We start from the raw sequence: 18,863 nt of genomic DNA, 5'->3' as shown, positions 1-18,863 counted from the left end.
TCTGTACCTCTTAGGCGATGGTCATGAGGGTCTGGCCGTCGACGACGGTATCGGTTTCCTTGACGGAGATGGAGTTGACGGTGCCGGCGCACGGAGCGACGACCGGGTTTTCCATCTTGAGGGCTTCGATGATGGCCACTTCCTGGTTGGCTTCGACCTTGTCACCGACCTTGACCTTCAGCTTGAACACGGAACCGGCGAGCGGGCACTTCACTTCAGTACCACCGGCTGCGGCGGGAGCTGCGGCAGGAGCGGCAGCAGGGGCAGCGGCGACCGGGGCTGCCGGAGCGGCGGCGACGGCGGAATCAAGAACTTCTACTTCGACGTCGTAGGTCTTGCCTTCGAAACTGATACGGACTGTTTTCTTCATTTTGATTTTTCCTGGCTAATAAGCCTGTTAAGTTTTAAAAGTTGACCTTACTTGACAATCGTCCAAGCAGGGGAGTTAATGTTCTTGTAGGCGGTCACGCGGCAGGGCTGACCGATGGCCTGGGTCGCAGCGGCGGTCACCAGGGCAAGGAACGTATCGTTGCTCATGCCGGGGTGTTCTTCCAGGGCGGCCACAGCGGCAATGCCGAGGAAGGCCTGGAGCTGCTTGTTGGTGAAGCCCGGGTGGACGCTCTTGGCGTTCGGGTCCCAGTCGCAGTGGGCCGGGGCGATCGTCTTGGGAGTGGCGGCGGCAGCCGGAGCAGCCTTGACCGCGGGTGCCGGAGCCTTGACCTTGTTGAGGCCGAGCTTCGCCATGATGAAGTTCATGAGGTAGCAGAGCACCGTGAGGCCCACGATGACGCACATCACCACGATAAGGCCGGTGGCCTGGAATTCGACCAGGGAACCGATGCCGAAGGTGTCGGATTCGCCCTTGCAGCCCTGTTCGGTGGAGTATTCGCCCTTGCAGTAGGTGGTCCCGAGCTTCGCCTTCGCGATGGGGAGCACCTTGTGGCCGGCGGCGTTCTCGATGGAATCGCGCACGTCGCGGGCAAGCACTGCCTGGTCGTAAGTCTTGTAGAGAACCGCATGGTTACCGCCGTGGGTTTCCACGATCTTGTAAACCATGTCATCGCTCATGCCCGGCATGGAAAGCTGCGCCTGGACCTGTGCTGCGTCGGAGGGGAGCATGAGCCCGAGCTGTTCGTCGAACTTGCCCTTCACCTTGGCAGCCGGTTCGCTTGCAACGATAGCCGGTTGCTGCACAGCCGCTTCGGCGACAGGAGCTTCGGCCGGGGCCGGGGCTACTGCGGAATCAGCTGCATTCTGTACTGTTTCATTCATATAGGAATGTGTCCATTTAATTAAGTGAACTGTTTGATAAAATCAACGCGGGTAAAGATAGTTTTTTAGACGATAGACGATAGACGATAGACGAAAGATTAAGCGGGAAAAACAGTACTTAGCCTGTAAAAGCACCGTTCGCGAACCATATTGGCAGATTCTGAAAAACTACGGTTTCAGCAGCAGCTTGTTGTTTTTCTGGAGGCCCTCGTTATCGAAACGGACGGTCGAGGCTTTTCCGCCCCTGAAGGCGCCTTCGCTCTCGTAGAGCGAAAGTGCCACGGAAACGCCCGGCAGGGTCGCAACGTTTTTCTCCCCCGCTGCAACTTTATATGTAAAAGCAAACTCCTGCGAACTATCGTCCTTGAAGGTGCCCTTGGGTATGTGGACCGTCTCGCCGATTTGCGCAAGCGCCTTGCCAGTGCTGTCGACGAATTCCGCCACCATGTAGATATCGAAAAAGCAGGGCGCCACGCCGGTATTCCTGACGGTAATGTTCAACGTGCTCGTCTCAGCATTGCCCGCAGCAGCATCGGCGGAATTACCCGCGGTGGGCGGCGCGACGGTCAAAAGTTCCGCGTGCGTCACCGTGAAGTTGTAGCCGATGACCTTGGTCATGGAATCCGCCAGCGCCTTGTTGTCGTTGTAGAACCGGTAACCGCAATCGTCGAAGTCCTGGTCCAGCACGTAGTAGGTCAGGTGCGCCGTCCTGATGGCATCGACCCAGCGCTCCGGAGTCCACTTGAGGTAGCCGCCGGGAATGATGTCGGTGTAGTTCAGCATGATGGCATAGCCGCCGCAGTTCTCCGCGACGGTGGGCATGTTCGCCTCGTAGGCGCGCACCAGCGAATCTGCGGTCCCGGGAATGCCGATGAGGCAGTCGTCGCGCTTGGTAATGCCGAGACTTAGCGCGTAGGTATAGACGTCGCCATAGCCGTCGGAAGGGAGCACCAGCAGGGATTTCTTGAACACGGAGGCGTAATGCTTCAGCATGTCCTTCTGGATTTCAACCGAAGGCATGTGGCTGCCGTCCAGGTTCGAGACGTGCCACTCGCCCCATTCGCCAAACGAGCGAACGTCGATGTATTCGATGCGCGGGTCGCCGTCGTACTTTGCCGCGAGCGCCGTCGCAAATTCCTTCGCGTAATGCAGGTAGACGGAATCATCCCACACGGGAACGGCCGCACTGGCACCATTTTCCTTGTACCTGGCCGTAATCTTTTTCGCGCCCGCCTCGTAAACATATTTCGGAGTCCAGTCGTAGTTCTCCTCGGGGGTGCTATCGTCCCTGATGAATGACGGCGAATACGGGAATACGCGCAGGGCGTACCCCATATTGTGCGCCGCAAGCGCTTCCAGCAGTTCTTCCAGCCCGCTCCAGTCGTAGACACCCTTTGCCGGGTTCAGCTTGTTCCACTGCTGGTAGCCGGAACCGTAGGTAACCAGGTTCCATGCGCCGTTGTTCAGGGAGCCGTGGGGGCCGTATTCGAATCCTGGGTCAAAGGTCCATGCAGCTTCGGTCGGGACCGTAAAGCCCTTGTGCGGGTTCGTGAGCGGACCGTCGAAGCGCCTGAGAGTGTAGGAGATTCTGGAGGTGTCGCCGGGTTCACCAGCCAAACTACTGCTGGTTCCAGTCAGACTGCTGCTGGAATTCACGCGAGATGTATCGGCGCTACTGGATCCTATCGTTTCTGTCACCCTGGAGTCGCTAGACGATAGGGTCAAGGATGACGATGTAAGTAAAGAGCTACTAGACGAACCCTCTGTTCCCCCGGATTCGCTGGAAGTAAATGCTGGCACCGTGTCCGCAGAACTCGACTCCTCGACCGGGGCAGAACTGCTACTGTCGTCACTGCAGGCGACGAGACCCATAACCACGGAAAGCAGCATAGCGGGCAACGCAAATCGTTTCATTCTAACCTCTTGACGTCTAACGGGTTTAGGCGGGCACACCATATATATACATAAATATAACCTCGGCACGCCCAGTTTGCCTCTATATTTTTTCAGGACTTGCCACCAGACCCCTTGCCACGGGGCAAAATTTTTCTATAATTGAGCCCGTCGAAAGACCTTCGGATGATTAGCTCAGTTGGTAGAGCAGCTGACTCTTAATCAGCGGGTCGCAGGTTCGACCCCTGCATCATCCACGAAAACCTCTCCCCAGCGGAGAGGTTTTTCTTTTAGGCTTATTACCGAGCGGCACCCTTGTAGCGGATGGCGAGCATGGTGAGGTCGTCGCTCTGTTCGGCACCGCGCACAAATCCCGCAACCGCCTGCGACATCGTGCACAGCAACTGCGACACACTTTCGTCGCCTTCCACCTTGCGTCCGCAAACAGTAGAAGCCACGCGTTCCCTGCCAAAAAGTTCCCCTTCCGCGTTCATCGCCTCGGTAAGCCCGTCGGTAAAGAGCAGCACCGTATCGCCGGGGGCAATTTGCGATTCATGGTCCACGTAGCGGGTCCCTTCCATCGCGCCGATGGGCAGGTTCGACTTCGCATCCAGCGTGCGAACGTTTTTCCCTGATATGACAAGCGGGTGCTCGTGCCCTGCGTTGCAATAGCGCAGGAGCCCTGTCGAAAGGTCCAGAACGCCCGCAAAGAAGGTAACGAACATTCCTGTGGTGTTCCCGCGGTTTGCCTGCGTGTTCATGCTGCGCACGATATCCGAGGGGCGGTCCTTGTGGGTCGCGACAGAACGGAAAACAGCCTGTGTCATCGACATGAAAAGTGCCGCCGGGATCCCCTTGCCACACACGTCGCCGATGCTGAAGTACAACCTGCCGTTATGGACAAAATAATCATAGAAGTCGCCACCCACCTGTTTGGCGGGCACGAGGCTCCCAGCAACATCGATGGCATCATCGACAAACGTTTCCGTGGGGAGCATCGCTTGCTGGATACGGCTCGCGATTACGAGTTCCCTGTTTATGAATTCCTTTTCGGCATTCGCCTCGTTCAGGCGGCGCGCACTCCGGATGCTCCTGTAAATGATAATCCCGAGAAGCAACAGGCCAAACAGCTGGAAGGCAATAACGGGCAACATGGCGCGCTGCTGGTTTTCGTAGAGCTGCACGGAGAGCGCCGAAAGTTCGTGCATGGGGATATCCGCACCGATGACGGCAACCGCATTCCCGTTTTTATCGCGCACGGCACGCGAGTACGTGGACATGAGGATAACGTAATAGCGGCTCATGTAGGGCTCGCTCCAGAATCCGTCGCTGACGATGCCGTCGCGGTACCAGGAACGTTCCGTGTAGTCGAAACCTATGACGGTATCCGCGATGTTCCCGGTCGATTCGTCCACGAAGGTAAAGTACCCGTTGCGCACGCCATCTTCGCCCACACGGTGGGCAAAGTCGACACCCACGATTTCGGGATGCTCACTCACGACCCGGCGCAGGGCTCGGTGCAGGGAATCCTCCTGCCCCAGGGCAAGAAGGCGTTCCACCTCGGGCAACACGCCGGCAATGGCATCTTCCGCAATGCGCTTCACCTCGACGATATGGTTGGTCGCCTTCAGGTCGCGTTGCGCCATTTCTTCGACCTGCGACGAAATGGAATGCCTCATGGAAACATACTGCACGACAGCCGCAAGTTCCAGCACGACTGCAGCCGCGACAATCACCCCGATTCCCTGTAGCCTAGTTATCCGCGAAAAAATCATACGATGCCGTTTTTCTTTAATATATCTTTTTTGTCGTCGCAGTTACATTATTCCCGTTTCGAGGCCCTTCACGGGAATATAGCGCACGGATCCGTCGGCAGAGATAATCATCGCCACGCCCGCCATGTAGTTGACCCAGCGGTTCTTCTCGTAGTAGCGCACGTTCGCATGGCCGTCAGTCGTGTAGGCAAGCAATGGCACTACCAGGTAGTCGTGCGTGCACATCACGTTCACGCGCTTCATGCTCCCGATGTTCGCAAGAATCTGGTCCTTGAGCAACTGCTCGCTGCGCGTTTCCAAATCGTAGAATGCATCCGGGTAGGCGCCGGTGAACCCGTACTTGGAATACACCACCCAGCCACCGCCATCGGAATTCGTGTAGGCCTCCGCCTTGTCGGCATCCTTCACGTACCACGCGCCATCCATGTACGGGAGTTCCACGATGCTGTAGTTCACCTGGCCCTTGCCCTGCGCAATGTTCTCGCACGTCTCGTACGTGCGCGTGTAGCCCGAATACCCGAAGTAGAAATCCTCCGTCCCGACTTTCGCAAGGCGCGCGCCCAGCTCGCGGGCATATTTCTTCCCGTTGTCGGTCAGGTGGCCGCTTGCGCCCGTTTCACTCGTGCGCTCGCTGTGCCGGATGATGAACACCACCTTTTCGCTCGACTTGAGATTCGCGTAGACATCTACGAGATCGGTAAAGCCGTCGGCCTCCTGCGGGGTCGCGACGCGCCAGTTGCCCGCATCGAATATGTAGTAGTTGTCGTGGTTCACGCGGCCTTCGCGAATCTCGCGGTCGTATTCGCCCGCGCCGAAGCCCGCGGTATCCTTCTCAATAGCGTTCGCGACGCGCCACTGGAATCCATTTGCATCGCAGATGAATCGCACCCGCGAATGGTCCGCATGCTCGTAGTTGTTCGCGAAATAAACGCTCTGGCCCTGGTTCACGTACGTGACCGTCCCTGCATTCGCGGTACCACACGGTTCGAACCCGTAGGCAATCGGGAAAAACTCTCGCATGTACCTCTCGAAATAAGGTTCGTTCCCGCCATAGTAAGGAGCGGCGTTGTTGCGGACATCGTTATACCGCCAGCTGGAATCAAGCCCTACGACCCAGTCCGCAATCCTGATTTTCCAGTTCGGGTCGTTCCACACGCCGTCCCCCTTCAGGTCCTCCCCCAGATTGCGGATAAAGTTCTGCGTCTCTTCCTTGCTGGCACGGTTCTGCACCATCGTAGAGACGGCGAGCATCACCGCACCAGAATCGCTTGCGAGCTGTACGGAATCTATCCCGAAGGCGGCGGCCGCTTCGCGTTTCGCCTGCACATGCACCAGTTCCTCGGGAACGTGGTTCATCAGAAGCTGTTCCACGCGCGGTTCGGACAACATGTCCAGTATGTCGATCGAAGTCGAATCCGCAGCCATCCGGTCTGCCAGTATTTCATAGACAAAGAGCGGGGCGTCAATCGTCTCGTAAACCTCAGGGGAATCCGACCCGTTTACAGGGCCATGACCGTCGCTACAACCAGCAACAAGCGCGCCAGCCAAGGCGGCCACCAAGCATCCAACAAACCATACAACCTGTTTCACCGAACACCTACATCGTCATAGTCGCCTTGTCGAGCCCCTTCACCGGCACATAGCGGATGTTGCCCTTCGAATCCATGATGACGGCAAGCCCTGCCAGGTAGTAAATCCACTGCTTGGTATCGAAGTAGCGCAGGTTCACCTTCTTGTTCGAACCGTAAACCGTTATGGGTACCACGAACGTATCGTGCGAAATCCACACGCCCACGCGGTTAACCTTCGCGAATTCCGGCTTGACAATGTCCAAAATAAACGCCTCGCTCCGGGAATCGAAATCGTAGTAGACGCCCGGGCAAATGCCGCCCTTGTAGGCATACGCAGAAGTCGCCTGCCAGCCACCGCCGTTTTCACTCTTGCAGGATTCGTACTTGGATTCGTCCTTCACGTACCATTCGCCATCCAAGTCCGCAATGGTGTTCTCGGTATAGGTCACGCCCGCACCCGAAGCCACGCCTTCGCAGGTTTCCATGCTGCGCGTGTAGGTAGAGTTCGCGAAATAAATCTGCTCACCCTTGAGCTTTTCGCCCACGGCCTTCGACTGCTTCTTGCCGCCATCCGTCAGGTGGCCCTTCTTGCCCGTATCGTCGGTGCGTTCCGCATGGCGCAAGATGAATATGACTTTCTCGTCCGGAGCAAGGCCCGCCATGACTTCCGCGATATCCACGAATTCCATGATGTCGTCGCCTGTCGCCGCGCGCCACATGCCCTTACTTTGCTCGTAGACATAATACTTTTCTGCGTTAATCTTGCCGTTCTTGATTTGCCCGTCGTAATCGCCCTTGCCAAAGCCGACCGTATCCTTCTCGATATCGGTTGCCGCGCGCCACAGGTGCGTCTCGGCATCGCAAATGAATCGCGTGCGAGGGCCATCGGGCTGTTCGTAATACGAAATGAAGAACTTGCTCAAACTGTTGTTCACGTGCTTCACGGTCCCCGCAGTCATGGAGTTGCAGGCCCCGAACTGGTAGATGCTTGTCCAGAAGTTGCGCAGGTGCTTCTCGAAATCGGGAACCTCGCCCAACTTCCAGCTTGCAATGTTGTTCCTGATAGTCGCGTACGAGCCGCTCGTATCGAGCACCATGAGCCAGTCCGCAAGGTCCGCCTTCGCGTTGTTGTCGTCCCAGTTGCCGTTACCCTTGATACGTTCGGCAATGCCCGAGGTGTACTGGAGCATGTCGTTGCCGGAGCCGTTCCTCTGCATCATGATAGAAACCGCAAGGAGCGCCGCACTGTACTCGTCACCGTCGAACAGGCTGATGTCTTCGGCAAAGCGACCGTCGGTCGAAGTCGTTGTCTGCTGTTGCTGGCCCCAGCCCCAACCCGGGAAAGCGCTGTTACCGCCCGAAGAGCCACCCAGGCTAATCTCGAACGAGCCGAGAATCTCCTTCAGGGCCTGAGCCTTCACCGAACGTATCGGCTGGTTGTTGCCGCTATTCTCCACAAGTTTCAAGACGCGCGGGGATTCCATGTGGGTAAGCATGTTCACGTTCACCGTATCGCGGTCCGTCACGTCAACAATCGCCTTGAGCGTTACCATGTGCGAAGAAAGCCCGCCGGTCAGTTCGTTCTGGAAATACCCGTTCGCCTCCACGCGCAGGTACGGCGACACCAGGTCCACGCTATCGAAACTGAAGTTGCCCGCAGCCTCGGTAATGCAGGTCTTGTGCGTCTTCCTGGAATCGGCAAGCCTCTGCGTGCTGTCGAGTTCGATAATCTTCACGGAAGCGCCGTAACGGAACGGCCCCTTCTCGGCAATGCCCACAATGTGCGCACCGGGGCGACGCGCGGGCATCGTGTCGAGCGCCGAGGACGTGCTACCACCGCCAAAGTTAAAGTTACCGCCCCAAGGGTTCGTCTGCCCCTGGCTGGGAGATTCTTCCACCTCTTCTTCCTCGCCAGTCATGTTCAGCGTCAAGACGCCATTGTGGCAACCGACCTGGAAAACTTCCGTCACCGTTTCGGAGGGGTGCCATTCCGACCCGATGCAAAAATAGAGGGCACGCTCACCTTCGACATAGAAGGACTCGCCTTCCTTGTCGGGCGTACAGGCCGGTAGGTCGCTCTTGCTTGCCACCGCAGTAGTGTCCTCAATCAGCGTGTCCGTCACCGCAGAGATGGGCTCCACCTTCATGGAACTCGAACTGCCCGAATGATGGCCTCCGCTCGAATGCCCTCCGGAGTGCTCGCCGCCGGAATAAGCGATATCCCCGCCAGACGGATCGTCGACAGCGGGGTCTTCGGATGCAGGATTGTCAGAACCACAGCATACGAGAAAAAAGGCGAGCAGTACTAGGGGCCATGTCGTCTTCATAATGAGGAACAATAGTAAAATAAACCGGAATTACGGCTACATGTAGGCCGAATCGAGCCCTTTGACGGGCACATAGCGCCTGTTTCCGAGCTCGTCAATGATAATGGCGACCCCCGCGAGGTAATTGAGCCACTTCCCGCCGTCATGCTTCTTGAGGTTCACCTTGCCCTGCGTGCAGTAGACCACCAGCGGGACCATCACCTTGTCGTGCGAACTGAGCATCACGAACCGCTGCGTCGGGTCGTTGTACTTCGCGAGGAGCACATCAACAATCAGTTCCACGGAGCGTTCGTCCAGCGCATAGAACGCCGCCTTGTCGCCAGACGTGTAGGCACCCGTGTAGGCATACTTGGAAGTCAGTTCCCAGCCGCCACAATTACAGTCGGACTTCGCCTTGTCATTCGCTTCCTGGCTAAACGTGTACCAGTCGTCATTGAGTTCGGGGAAAGTGTCACGTACATCGTACTGCTGACCACGCCCCCTCGCGATGTATTCTACCGTCTGGTGTGCGCGCTTGAATTCGGAGCCGCCCAGCAGGAAGGGTTCCTCGAACTTGGTGAGTTTTTCGCCGACTGCCTTCGATTGTGCCTTGCCATTGTCCGTAAGCGAACCGCCCTTGCTCGTATCGTCACCGCGTTCCGCATGGCGGAGCACGAAAATCACGCGTTCATTCGGCTTGATGCTTTCGTAAACATCCTTGATATCGGTAAAGGTCGACATCGCCGACATTTGAACAAAGTAAGAGTCCTTCTCCACCTCGGTAGAGGGCACCCAAGCGTTCTTCGAAGAACTGTAAGTGTAGTAGCGGTTCTTGGTAAATGCGCCCTGGCGCACTTCGCCAGCCTTACCTTCACCGAACGCATAAACATCCTTCAGGGATTCCGAGGCAAGTTCTATGCCACCTGCAGCATTGCAGGTAAACCGCTCGGAGACCTTCGAAAAATCCGATTCGTCCGTAACAAAGTAGCGGCTCGCGACATTCCCCACATGGAGCACCGTTCCCACATTTTCGCTACTGCACTCGGGTATCCCGAGTTCTTTCTGGTAGAACAGGCGCAGGTACTTTTCGAAACCGGGAACAGACGGAGCCCGATCCGAAAGCCACTCACGGACTCCGGCAAAGGCATCTTCCGCATCCGCATGCAGAGCCCAGTCAGCAGCCGCCGCACGTGCAGCCGAATCATTCCAGAGTCCGTCATCCGCAATGTCGTCCACGATATCTGCAAACGCAAATCCATCGCCCACCGCCACGCGCGAAGAAACAAGCAGGTGGATGGCGAGGAAATGTGCCGCCACATCCTCTTCAGACAAGTCGGTAAAATCGTCCATGTGGAACACACGCAGAACCTCTGTTGCCGCCTGCTCCATCGCCATGGCCAGGGGTTGCCCTGCGGCCACAAGGGTTTCGGCACGCGAAAGTTCGGCGGTCGAAACAAAATCCACTTTCACCGTATCGCTCAAAGTCAAATCGCCCAATGCCGAAAGCGAAATCCCTGCAACCGCCGATGCACCCGGGAAACCGAGAGCGATACCATCGATTGACACCCTGACATAGGGCTTCCAGTAAGTGATCGGTAAAAAGGCCTCGATAACGGAAACACTTCCAGAATCCACCCCGTTCGAGGAGATGCCGCTTTGGGTATCCAGATATTCAATCCTCATCGAGGAGTTCGGAGTCAGGCCGAATAACGCGGACACGCGGCCATCAATAGCAAGACGGCTAAAATAATAGACGGAATCCGGATTCCTGACCCAATCCGTATCGTGCGAAAGGGTATCGTCCGACACAAGAGTATCACCTACCGTAACCGTATCGGAGGTCTGCACGGAACTGCTGCTGGCGCTGACCGAAGACGAATAAGAAATTGCCGGGTCCGGGGCATCAGCCTTAAAATCAGAAGACGAGGATTCCGGAACCTGCTCGTCGGAAGAGGAATCCTGAACCTGTTCTTCGGGCGAGGCAGATGAGGAATCGCCGCCACAGGCAACAAGCCCGAAGGCCAGCGCACACACAAATGCCCAAAAAGTAGCAAGTCTATTTTCTTTTCGTGTACCCATCAAAACGCCCCATGAACGTACAAACGTGGAGTCACACACCCGTTCTAAAGATATAATAATTTTCTTACATGCGCAAAAATATGCCGCAAATCGGGCATTCCAAATGCGAATGATGCGAAAGCCGAGCTTTCCTAGAGCATCTTCCCGGTTTCGAGGAAGCGGTTGTGCATCTCGAAGGCGCGTTCGAGCGCGAGCGGCAGGTGCCTGCCTTTTGCATGCTTCAGGCCGTATTCCAGGAAATCGGTCAGCGGTTCGCGGAAGTCGGGGTGGGCGCAGTTCTTGATAATGAGCCGTGCGCGGTCTTCCGAGGCGAGCCCGCGGAGGTCGGCAAGGCCCTGCTCCGTCACGAAAATCTGCGTGTCGTGTTCCGTGTGGTCCACGTGGCTCACGTAGGGCACGATGCTGCTGATGGCGCCACCCTTCGCGACAGAGGGCGTGAGGAAGAATCCGAGGGCGCAGTTGCGGGCAAAGTCCGCCGAGCCGCCGATGCCGTTCATCATGGCCGAGCCGCACACCAGGCTGCTGTTCACGTTCCCGAAGATGTCGGCCTCGAGGGCAGTGTTCATCGAGATGACGCCCACGCGGCGGATGATGTCGGGACTATTGCTCACTTCCTGCTGGCGGAGCACGAAATACTTTTTCCAATCGGCGGCGTTCTGCACGAACTCCTGCTGCGCCGCCTGCGAAAGCGTGAGCGCCGTGCCGGAGGCAACACCGAGCTTGCCCTTCTTGAGTAGCGGGAGCACCGCTTCCTGGATGACTTCGGTGAACAGGTCGATGCGCCCGAGACGATCGTCGTTCGCCATCGCGCAGAGGACGGCATTCGCGACCTTCCCGACTCCGCTCTGGTAGGCCATTCCCTTCGGGAGCCTGCCGTGCAATTCCTCGAACCGGATAAAATCGAGAATGCGCTCGCCGATATTGCGGGAAACGTCGTCGGGTTCTACAAACGGGGTCACCTCGTCGTACGCGTCGTTCTCGACAATTGCAATTACTTTATTCGTATCAATCTTGACAAATTCGCTACCCACGCGGTCACCTGCGGAATAGACCGGCAGGGGCTTCGCATGCGGGGGCAGTTCCGGGAGGGCGTCGTCGTGCATGCCGACGCAGCTCTCGCCCAGGCGGGTATTGAGTTCCAGGATGATTTTCGGCGCCATGTCGAGGTAGCAGACCGAATTGCCTCCCGAGGTAGAAAGGCACACGCGTCCATCGGGGAGAATTGCGCTCACTTCTATCACGGCGACAGTGGGCGCAGGGACTGCGCCCGTGCGCACAAGGTAACCCATCTTGCCGAGGTGCGCGTCGATATAGCGGATGCTCCCGTCGTTGATGCCCTTGCGGAGGCTCGGGTTGCTCTGGTAGGGCATGCGCAGCTTGAGCGCACCTGCGCGGGCCAGGGCCCCGTCGCAGCTGTCGCCGGTCGATGCACCCGCATAGAGCGTCACCTGGAAAGGCGTGCCGGCAGCGTGCAGTTTTTCGGCGCGGGCGGCAAGCGCGAGGGGAACCGCCTTCGGGTAACCCGCGAGCGTAAAGCCCGAAACGCCAAGAATATCGCCATCCTGAATCATCGCCGCGGCATCTTCCGCGGAACACTTCTTGCCTTCAATCCAATTCATGCTATAAACCACCAGTCATTTCTTAAAAACCCACTTCTTATACAGCATAAAGCTCGCCAGCACGTAGACAATGTTCGCGACAATGTTCGCAAAGTACGTAGGCTTCATGAACTGCGAAATCCACACGGTAAACGACCTGCACCACTGCGCGTTCTCGAGCAGGTACGCAGTGCCCTCGAGCGCCGCGAGATTGAGCGCGTAGCTCAGCAAAAAGACAACGAGGAACCGCACGACTTCCGTCCGCTTGCGGTTATGGCTCTTGAAATTCCAGATGCGGTTCATGAGGTAGCTGTTGACGCCACCCGCGACGAACCCCAGAAAGTTCGAGACTTCCTTGCCCCAGTCCAGCCACTGGTGCAACACCCACACCACGGCAAGCGTAATGAGCGTGTTTATGATACCAATGGCATTGTACTTGATGAAATGGAGCACGTGTATAATTTAGAATTTTTGAGACTAGGGAGGGCATACGCATGGCTAGCCCTCCCTAAGACCCACCCAACGCGCGCATAATCGCCTAGAGCAAGGCAATTATTTTAGGATAGAGGCGATTAAGCGCACGCGCACACCTTCGGTGTGCATTTGAGAAAAGGGCGGGGCTCGCACGGCGGCCCCTCCCTAAGACCCTCCCGACATGCACCTAATTTTCAATTAGGTGCATGTGCACACCTTCGGTGTGCAAAAAAGCACCCGCGATTGCGGGTGCTTTTTCAGCAAACTCTTAGCGAGAATTACTTGTCGAACGGAACGAATTCCACGCGACGGTTCTGCTTACGACCCTTCTTGGTGGAGTTGCTGGCAATCGGCTTGTCCGGACCGAAACCGACAGCGCGGAGACGGTCGGCGGCGATGCCACCCTTCTTCACAAAGTAGTCAACCACAGCCTGAGCACGCTTCTGAGAGAGAGCCTTGTTCTTCTTGGCGGAGCCGACGTTGTCGGTGTGGCCCTGAACTTCAAGGTTCACGTTCGGGTACTGCTTCAGGAGGTTCACGAGGTCGTTCAACTTGCCGTAGCTGTTCTTGGTGAACTTGGTGGAGTTCGTCTGGAACTCGATACCGTGCTTCAGTTCGTTGAGGTCCTGCTTCTTGTCGAGCGGGCAGCCCTTCTCGTCGACCTTCACGCCTTCGAGCGTGTAGGCACACTTGTCGAGGTAGTCGGCAACGCCGTCCTTATCGGTATCCATCGGGCAACCGACAGAGTCAACAGAGACGTCGGCCGGAGTTTCCTGGCACTGGTCAAGGCCATCGAACACGCCGTCCCTATCGCTATCCTGCGGGCAACCGGTAGAGTCGACAGTGATACCCGGCTTGGTGTTCGGGCACTTGTCGTTGTCATCGGGCACGCCGTCCTTGTCGTAGTCCATCGGGCAACCGGTGTTGTCAACGGTGGTGCCGGCCGGAGTATTCGGGCACTTGTCGTTCACGTCAAACACGCCGTCCTTGTCGCTATCGGCCGGGCAGCCGGTAGAATCGACAGGCACGCCCTGCTTGGTGTTCGGGCACTGGTCAGCATCGTCCGGTACGCCGTCACCATCGTAGTCGCCTTCGCAACCTTCAGCATTCACCTGAGCACCCAGCTTGGTGTTCGGGCACTTGTCGAGAGCATCAGCAACGCCATCCTTGTCAGCATCAGCCGGGCAGCCGAGAGAGTCAACCGGGAGGCCAGCCGGAGTGTTGAGGCACTTGTCGAGAGCATCGGGCACGCCGTCCTTGTCGCTATCCATCGGGCAACCGAGAGAGTCAACCGAGAAGCCGGCCGGAGTGTCGGCACACTTGTCGAGGTCATCCGTCACGCCGTCCTTGTCGGTATCCTTCGGGCAACCCGTGGTATCGACAGAAACGCCCTTCGGGGTATTCGGGCAGCGGTCGAAGGAATCTTCCACGCCGTCACCGTCGAAGTCACCTTCGCAGCCGTTGATGCCGACCTGGTGGCCTTCCGGAGTTTCGTTGCACTTGTCAATGCCATCATACACGCCATCCTTGTCGGTGTCGAACGGGCAGCCGACAGAGTCAATGGTAGCGCCCTGCGGAGTACCCGGGCACTTGTCGAATCCATCGAGAACGCCGTCCTTGTCGCCATCGAGCGGGCAGCCGAGGGAATCAACCACGGCACCCTTCGGGGTGTTGGCGCAGGAATCCTTCTTGTCGACAACGCCATCTTCATCGGTGTCCTTATCCTTGCCGCCGAAGCGCCAGACGAGGGCGGCAGTACCGGCATAGCGCGGAGTCGGAACGTAGCCGTAGGTAACCTTGTTGCCACGTTCATCCATGTAGCGGACCGTGTAGAGGTTGGCCGTTTCCATTTCGTCCTTCATGTCGTAACCGAAGTTCTTGAGAGCGCGGACGGCAATGTCGAGGCCCATGGCAAAGTCGATGTTCCAAGGCAGGTGGAAGCGCAGACCCGGAGTAATGAGCATCGGGTCTTCGATGGCTTCGCGCGGGTAACCCGTCTTCTGCACGCGGAATTCGCCGGAGTATTCTACGAAGGCATCCATCCAGGAGAGCGGGAGCCAGTTGATACCCGTACCATAGACGAGCGTGTTGGCCTGGCCGTCGCCCGTCGCAAGCACGAAGCCCGCATGGGTGTTCCAGCGAATGGGGATGTTCTTCTTGGTGAGGTCCAAGGTGAACTCGAGAGTACCGGCCATCGCAAAGGCGTCGGCAGAGAACGGCTGGGTAAAGCCTTCGTCGTTCAAGTACCAGGCGTGGCGGGGGCGAGTACCCACGGAATTTTCACCGGTCGGAATATAGAAGTCGAACATGGCGGCAAGGCCGAAGATGCTCTCGTCGCTGAACGGCACGCCAACCTTGAACCAGAGATCAAGGTCGCCACGGCTCGTGGTCCACATGTCCAGGTAACCGGACGGACCTTCGTCATCGTTTGCGTGGTCGTAGTAGAGCGGAAGGCTCACACCGACATCCAAGAAGTCGAGAAGACCAATCGCGGCATTGAAGTTGCCGGCGAGAGTCCAGTCCCACTGGTTGAGGTCATAGGTCTTGCCCTTGTAGGTGTAGAGGCCACCACGGGTAAGGGACCAGGAATCCAGAGTAATGTCACCACCCGTGCCAATGGAGAAATTCCACTGGCCAAGAGTACTGGCATTGTGCTGGTGGATACCGTCCACACCGCCCATCAACCCGCTTTGGGCGAAGGCCATGCTACCGGCAAGTAGAGAAAGAGCGATTGCTTTTTTCATCTATACTCCTTATTGTGTTGTTAATACTTCTTGTAGCCATAGTAGCCGTAGTAGCCACCATAGCCGTAACCCGAATGGCGTTCGCACTTGTTGAACACGAAGGCCTTGGGCAAAGGTGTTTCGGTACTGCGGTCGAAGGTAGAGAGCGCTTCCTGGATGTTATCCATGCTTTGCGCCGACTGCTTCAGCACGCACAAAAGGTAATCCGCATATTTTTCGACCAGGAGCGCATCGCTGCACTGGAATATAGGCGGGGTATCAAGAATAATCAGGTCGTATTTTTTACGGAACGTGTCGAGGAACGTACCGAAGCGGTTCTTGTTCAAGAGGTCGCCCGGGTTCACCACGCGCTTGCCCGAACCGATGATGTGGTAGTTCTCGCTAACCATCTCGATGTACTCGTCATCGAACTTTTCGGCACGGAGCATTTCGCAGAGGCCCTTGTGGCCCTTCTTGAACATGCGGCCACGGCGCAGGTCCATATCCACAAGCAAAACCTTCTTGCCCGACATGGCAAAGGAGCATGCGAGGTTCGTCGAGACGAACGACTTGCCCACGCCCTCTATGAGGCCCGATACCATAAGGACCTTCTTGCCGTCGGCAAAGAGCGAGAACTCGAGCGCCGTCCTGAGGGCACGGACCGCCTCGGCAAACGGTTCGTCGGGCTTTTCGTGCACGACCGGATCGAGCACGTTGTTCTCGGTGCCCTTGCCGAGCATCGGGAGCTTTCCGTACACGCCGATACCTGTAGCCTGCTCGACCTCGGTACTGCTCGCGACACCGTTATGCGACATGCGGCGCACGAGCACGATGGCACAGCCAAGGAGGAGGAACGCCAAGGCGACACCGCCAAAAATCAGCTTGCGGTTCGGCTTCGCGGGCTTTATGGGCACGTAGGCCTGGTCCACGATACGCACGTTTCCGACTTCACCCGCCTGCACCACGCGGAGCTGCTGGATATTGTTCAGGAGGTTCGTGTAAAGCTTGTTGTTGACTTCCACTTCCTCTTGCAGGGAGAGGAATTCCTGCTGGGTCTTGGGGAGCTTGTCCGCCGCCTTCTTCTGCTTCGCAAGTTCGCCATAGAGCCTTGCCTGCTGCTGCTCGATGGTACGGACCGTCGGGTGTTCCGCCTGGAACAGGCGCAGGGCTTCCTGCTTCTTCTGTTCAAGTTCGAGCAGGCGCTGCTGGAGGCTCACGTCCTTTTCGAGGTGCACGCGCGTTTCACCCGAAAGGTCGATAGTCCCGTTCGCGTTGCGGAACGAGGTAAGCTTCTGTTCGGAAGAATCGAGCTTTGCCTTAACGCTCGGGAGCTGTTCCTCGAGGAAGTCGAGGGTCTTCTTCGCCTCGGCGCTACGCATTTCGATATTCTGCTTGAGGTAGGTATTCGCGATGGAATTCAGGATATCCGCCACGCGGTCCGGGTAGGCGTGCTGCATCGAGACGCGGATAATCCCGGAATTTTTGCCCTCTTCCGAGACGCTCAGGCCACCCAGGAGACCGGCAACCGCCATCTGAGGATGGGTCGCACCCAGGAGGAATACCTGTCCCGGACGGGCCTTCATGGAACGCACGCAAATGGCAAGCGTATCGCCCGCATAGGGCTGCCTGTAGGTTTCCCCGACCTCGCCCTTCAGCAATACGGCATCGTCCTCGCCCAGGAGTTCGAACTTGGTGGAATCGGGCAGCACACGGGCCTTGATTTTGATTTTCGCCTCGGTAACGGCACGCGGGATGCTCAGGAACTCGAGGTCCATGCGGCCTTCCCTGTGCAAAAGGCGGTCCACCTTGTCGAGCGGCACTGCCGAATAGCACAGGCGCTGCTCATCGACAACCGTAGAGAGCACCATGCGACTCTTGATGAGTTGCATTTCTGCTTCGGAGGGGGTGGAAACATCCAGGAGGGCACCCATTTCGCCAAGCGCCTTGGACGACTTGTTGCCCTTAACATCCACCTGCAGAAGGATATCGCTCTTGTACGCGGGACGCATCCACATGGAAGCAACACCACCTGCAAAAAGCCCCAAAACAAGGAAAATCGTCAAGAACTTCCACTTGCTCTTCAAGAACACCAGAATTTCGAGAATGTCGATCTCGTCATCTTCCGGTTTCGCAGTAGCGCCTTGCGGTACCTTATTATCCATCAAAAAATCTCCAAGTCCTTATCAAACGTCAAGATACGTCCAACGAGGGAAAAATACATTATTATTACAAAAGCTAGCAAAAAAAGAAATAGTGACGAAAATCACCCCGGCTTTTGGGCCAGTTTTTCGCCACACATCAACCACAAATATATTATCTTCTACCCCCCGTGCAACGGAAATATGCGCCAAGACATCTAAAATGACGAAAATGAGTGAAAAAAGCCCCATACTTTCGATACAGGACATCCGTCGCGACTTCAAGATGGGCGACGAGACCGTACATGCGCTGCGCGGTGTAAACTTTAATATACATCCAGGCGAGTTCGTGACCATCATGGGGACCAGCGGATCGGGCAAGTCGACGATGCTCAACATACTCGGGTGCATGGACCGCCCCACCTCCGGGCACTACATACTGGACGGCGAGCATACCGAAAAGCTCAAGCGCGACGCGCTCGCACGCATAAGGAGCAAGAAAATCGGGTTCGTATTCCAGAGCTACAACCTGCTGAACCGCACGACCGCCATCGAGAACGTGGAACTGCCGCTCCTGTACAATTCCGGCGTATCGGCAAGCGAGAGGCGCCGCCGCGCCATCGAGGCGCTGGAAAGGGTCGGGCTTGCAGAACGCATGAACCACCTGCCGAACCAGCTTTCGGGCGGCCAGCAGCAGAGGGTCGCCATCGCGCGCGCCCTCGTGAACGACCCCGTGATTATCCTTGCCGACGAGGCCACGGGTAACCTGGATACGCGCACGAGCTACGAAATCATGATGATTTTCCAGGAACTCAACCGGCAGGGGAAAACTATCGCCTTCGTGACCCACGAACCCGACATCGCGACATTCAGCGGGCGCACCATCACGCTGCGCGACGGGCTCATCAAGAAGGACGTAATCAACGAAAACGTGCAGGACGCGAAAGCCGCGTTCGAGGCCCTGCCGCCACCGGAAATGATTGATGATTGATGATTGATGATTGATGATGGATGATTGATGATGGATAATTGAC

General features: G+C 57.1%; 12 protein-coding genes and 1 tRNA gene. 2 read left to right on the top strand and 11 right to left on the bottom strand.

Annotation, left to right across the window (positions count from 1 at the left end):
- Positions 1-10 precede the first annotated feature (10 nt).
- The 3 genes from CRO08_RS00375 to CRO08_RS00365 form a co-directional block, all read right to left on the bottom strand.
- Positions 11-370, bottom strand: a complete 360-nt coding sequence (locus CRO08_RS00375; RefSeq protein WP_073188184.1) for an acetyl-CoA carboxylase biotin carboxyl carrier protein subunit — start codon at positions 368-370, stop codon at positions 11-13.
- Between the two features lie 47 nt (positions 371-417).
- Complete coding sequence (locus CRO08_RS00370) at positions 418-1,272, bottom strand: hypothetical protein (protein WP_255252175.1); 855 nt, start codon at positions 1,270-1,272, stop codon at positions 418-420.
- Positions 1,273-1,440: 168 nt separating this feature from the next.
- Entirely contained in the window at positions 1,441-3,186 is a 1,746-nt protein-coding gene (locus CRO08_RS00365) for a beta-galactosidase (RefSeq protein WP_176495005.1), read from the bottom strand.
- A gap of 163 nt (positions 3,187-3,349) precedes the next feature.
- On the opposite strand from CRO08_RS00365, the gene CRO08_RS00355 reads away from it, so the two are divergent.
- A tRNA-Lys gene (locus tag CRO08_RS00355) sits at positions 3,350-3,422 on the top strand.
- 42 nt (positions 3,423-3,464) lie between these two features.
- Here the strand turns inward: CRO08_RS00355 and CRO08_RS00350 are convergent.
- The 8 genes from CRO08_RS00350 to CRO08_RS00315 form a co-directional block, all read right to left on the bottom strand.
- Entirely contained in the window at positions 3,465-4,940 is a 1,476-nt protein-coding gene (locus tag CRO08_RS00350; protein WP_097034610.1) for a PP2C family protein-serine/threonine phosphatase, read from the bottom strand.
- Between the two features lie 42 nt (positions 4,941-4,982).
- Positions 4,983-6,530, bottom strand: a complete 1,548-nt coding sequence (locus CRO08_RS00345) for a histidine phosphatase family protein (protein ID WP_255252174.1) — start codon at positions 6,528-6,530, stop codon at positions 4,983-4,985.
- 7 nt (positions 6,531-6,537) lie between these two features.
- Positions 6,538-8,838: a histidine phosphatase family protein gene (locus CRO08_RS00340; RefSeq protein WP_141398167.1), complete on the bottom strand. Its 2,301-nt coding sequence runs from the start codon at positions 8,836-8,838 to the stop codon at positions 6,538-6,540.
- 36 nt (positions 8,839-8,874) lie between these two features.
- Positions 8,875-10,896 (bottom strand): histidine phosphatase family protein, encoded by a 2,022-nt coding sequence (locus CRO08_RS00335; RefSeq protein WP_097034608.1) that lies wholly within the window; start codon positions 10,894-10,896, stop codon positions 8,875-8,877.
- 131 nt (positions 10,897-11,027) lie between these two features.
- Positions 11,028-12,515 (bottom strand): acetyl-CoA hydrolase/transferase C-terminal domain-containing protein, encoded by a 1,488-nt coding sequence (locus CRO08_RS00330; RefSeq protein ID WP_097034607.1) that lies wholly within the window; start codon positions 12,513-12,515, stop codon positions 11,028-11,030.
- A 15-nt stretch (positions 12,516-12,530) separates the two neighbouring features.
- Entirely contained in the window at positions 12,531-12,947 is a 417-nt protein-coding gene (locus CRO08_RS00325; RefSeq protein ID WP_072809649.1) for a GtrA family protein, read from the bottom strand.
- Positions 12,948-13,246: 299 nt separating this feature from the next.
- Positions 13,247-15,712: an OmpA family protein gene (locus CRO08_RS17475; RefSeq protein ID WP_097034606.1), complete on the bottom strand. Its 2,466-nt coding sequence runs from the start codon at positions 15,710-15,712 to the stop codon at positions 13,247-13,249.
- Between the two features lie 20 nt (positions 15,713-15,732).
- A complete protein-coding gene (locus tag CRO08_RS00315) occupies positions 15,733-17,853 on the bottom strand; it encodes a polysaccharide biosynthesis tyrosine autokinase (protein WP_097034605.1) in 2,121 nt (706 codons plus the stop codon).
- A gap of 208 nt (positions 17,854-18,061) precedes the next feature.
- Here CRO08_RS00315 and CRO08_RS00310 point away from each other — a divergent pair, with 208 nt between their 5' ends.
- Positions 18,062-18,820, top strand: coding sequence for an ABC transporter ATP-binding protein (locus CRO08_RS00310; RefSeq protein ID WP_097035669.1), 759 nt, complete (start codon positions 18,062-18,064; stop codon positions 18,818-18,820).
- Positions 18,821-18,863: the final 43 nt, after the last annotated feature.

Origin of the sequence: Fibrobacter sp. UWT3 (assembly GCF_900230125.1) — a bacterium.
In the GTDB taxonomy this organism is placed as follows: Bacteria; Fibrobacterota; Fibrobacteria; order Fibrobacterales; family Fibrobacteraceae; genus Fibrobacter.
The sequence above is the reverse complement of the archived record's forward strand: the minus strand, read 5'-3'. Positions and strand labels throughout refer to the sequence as shown.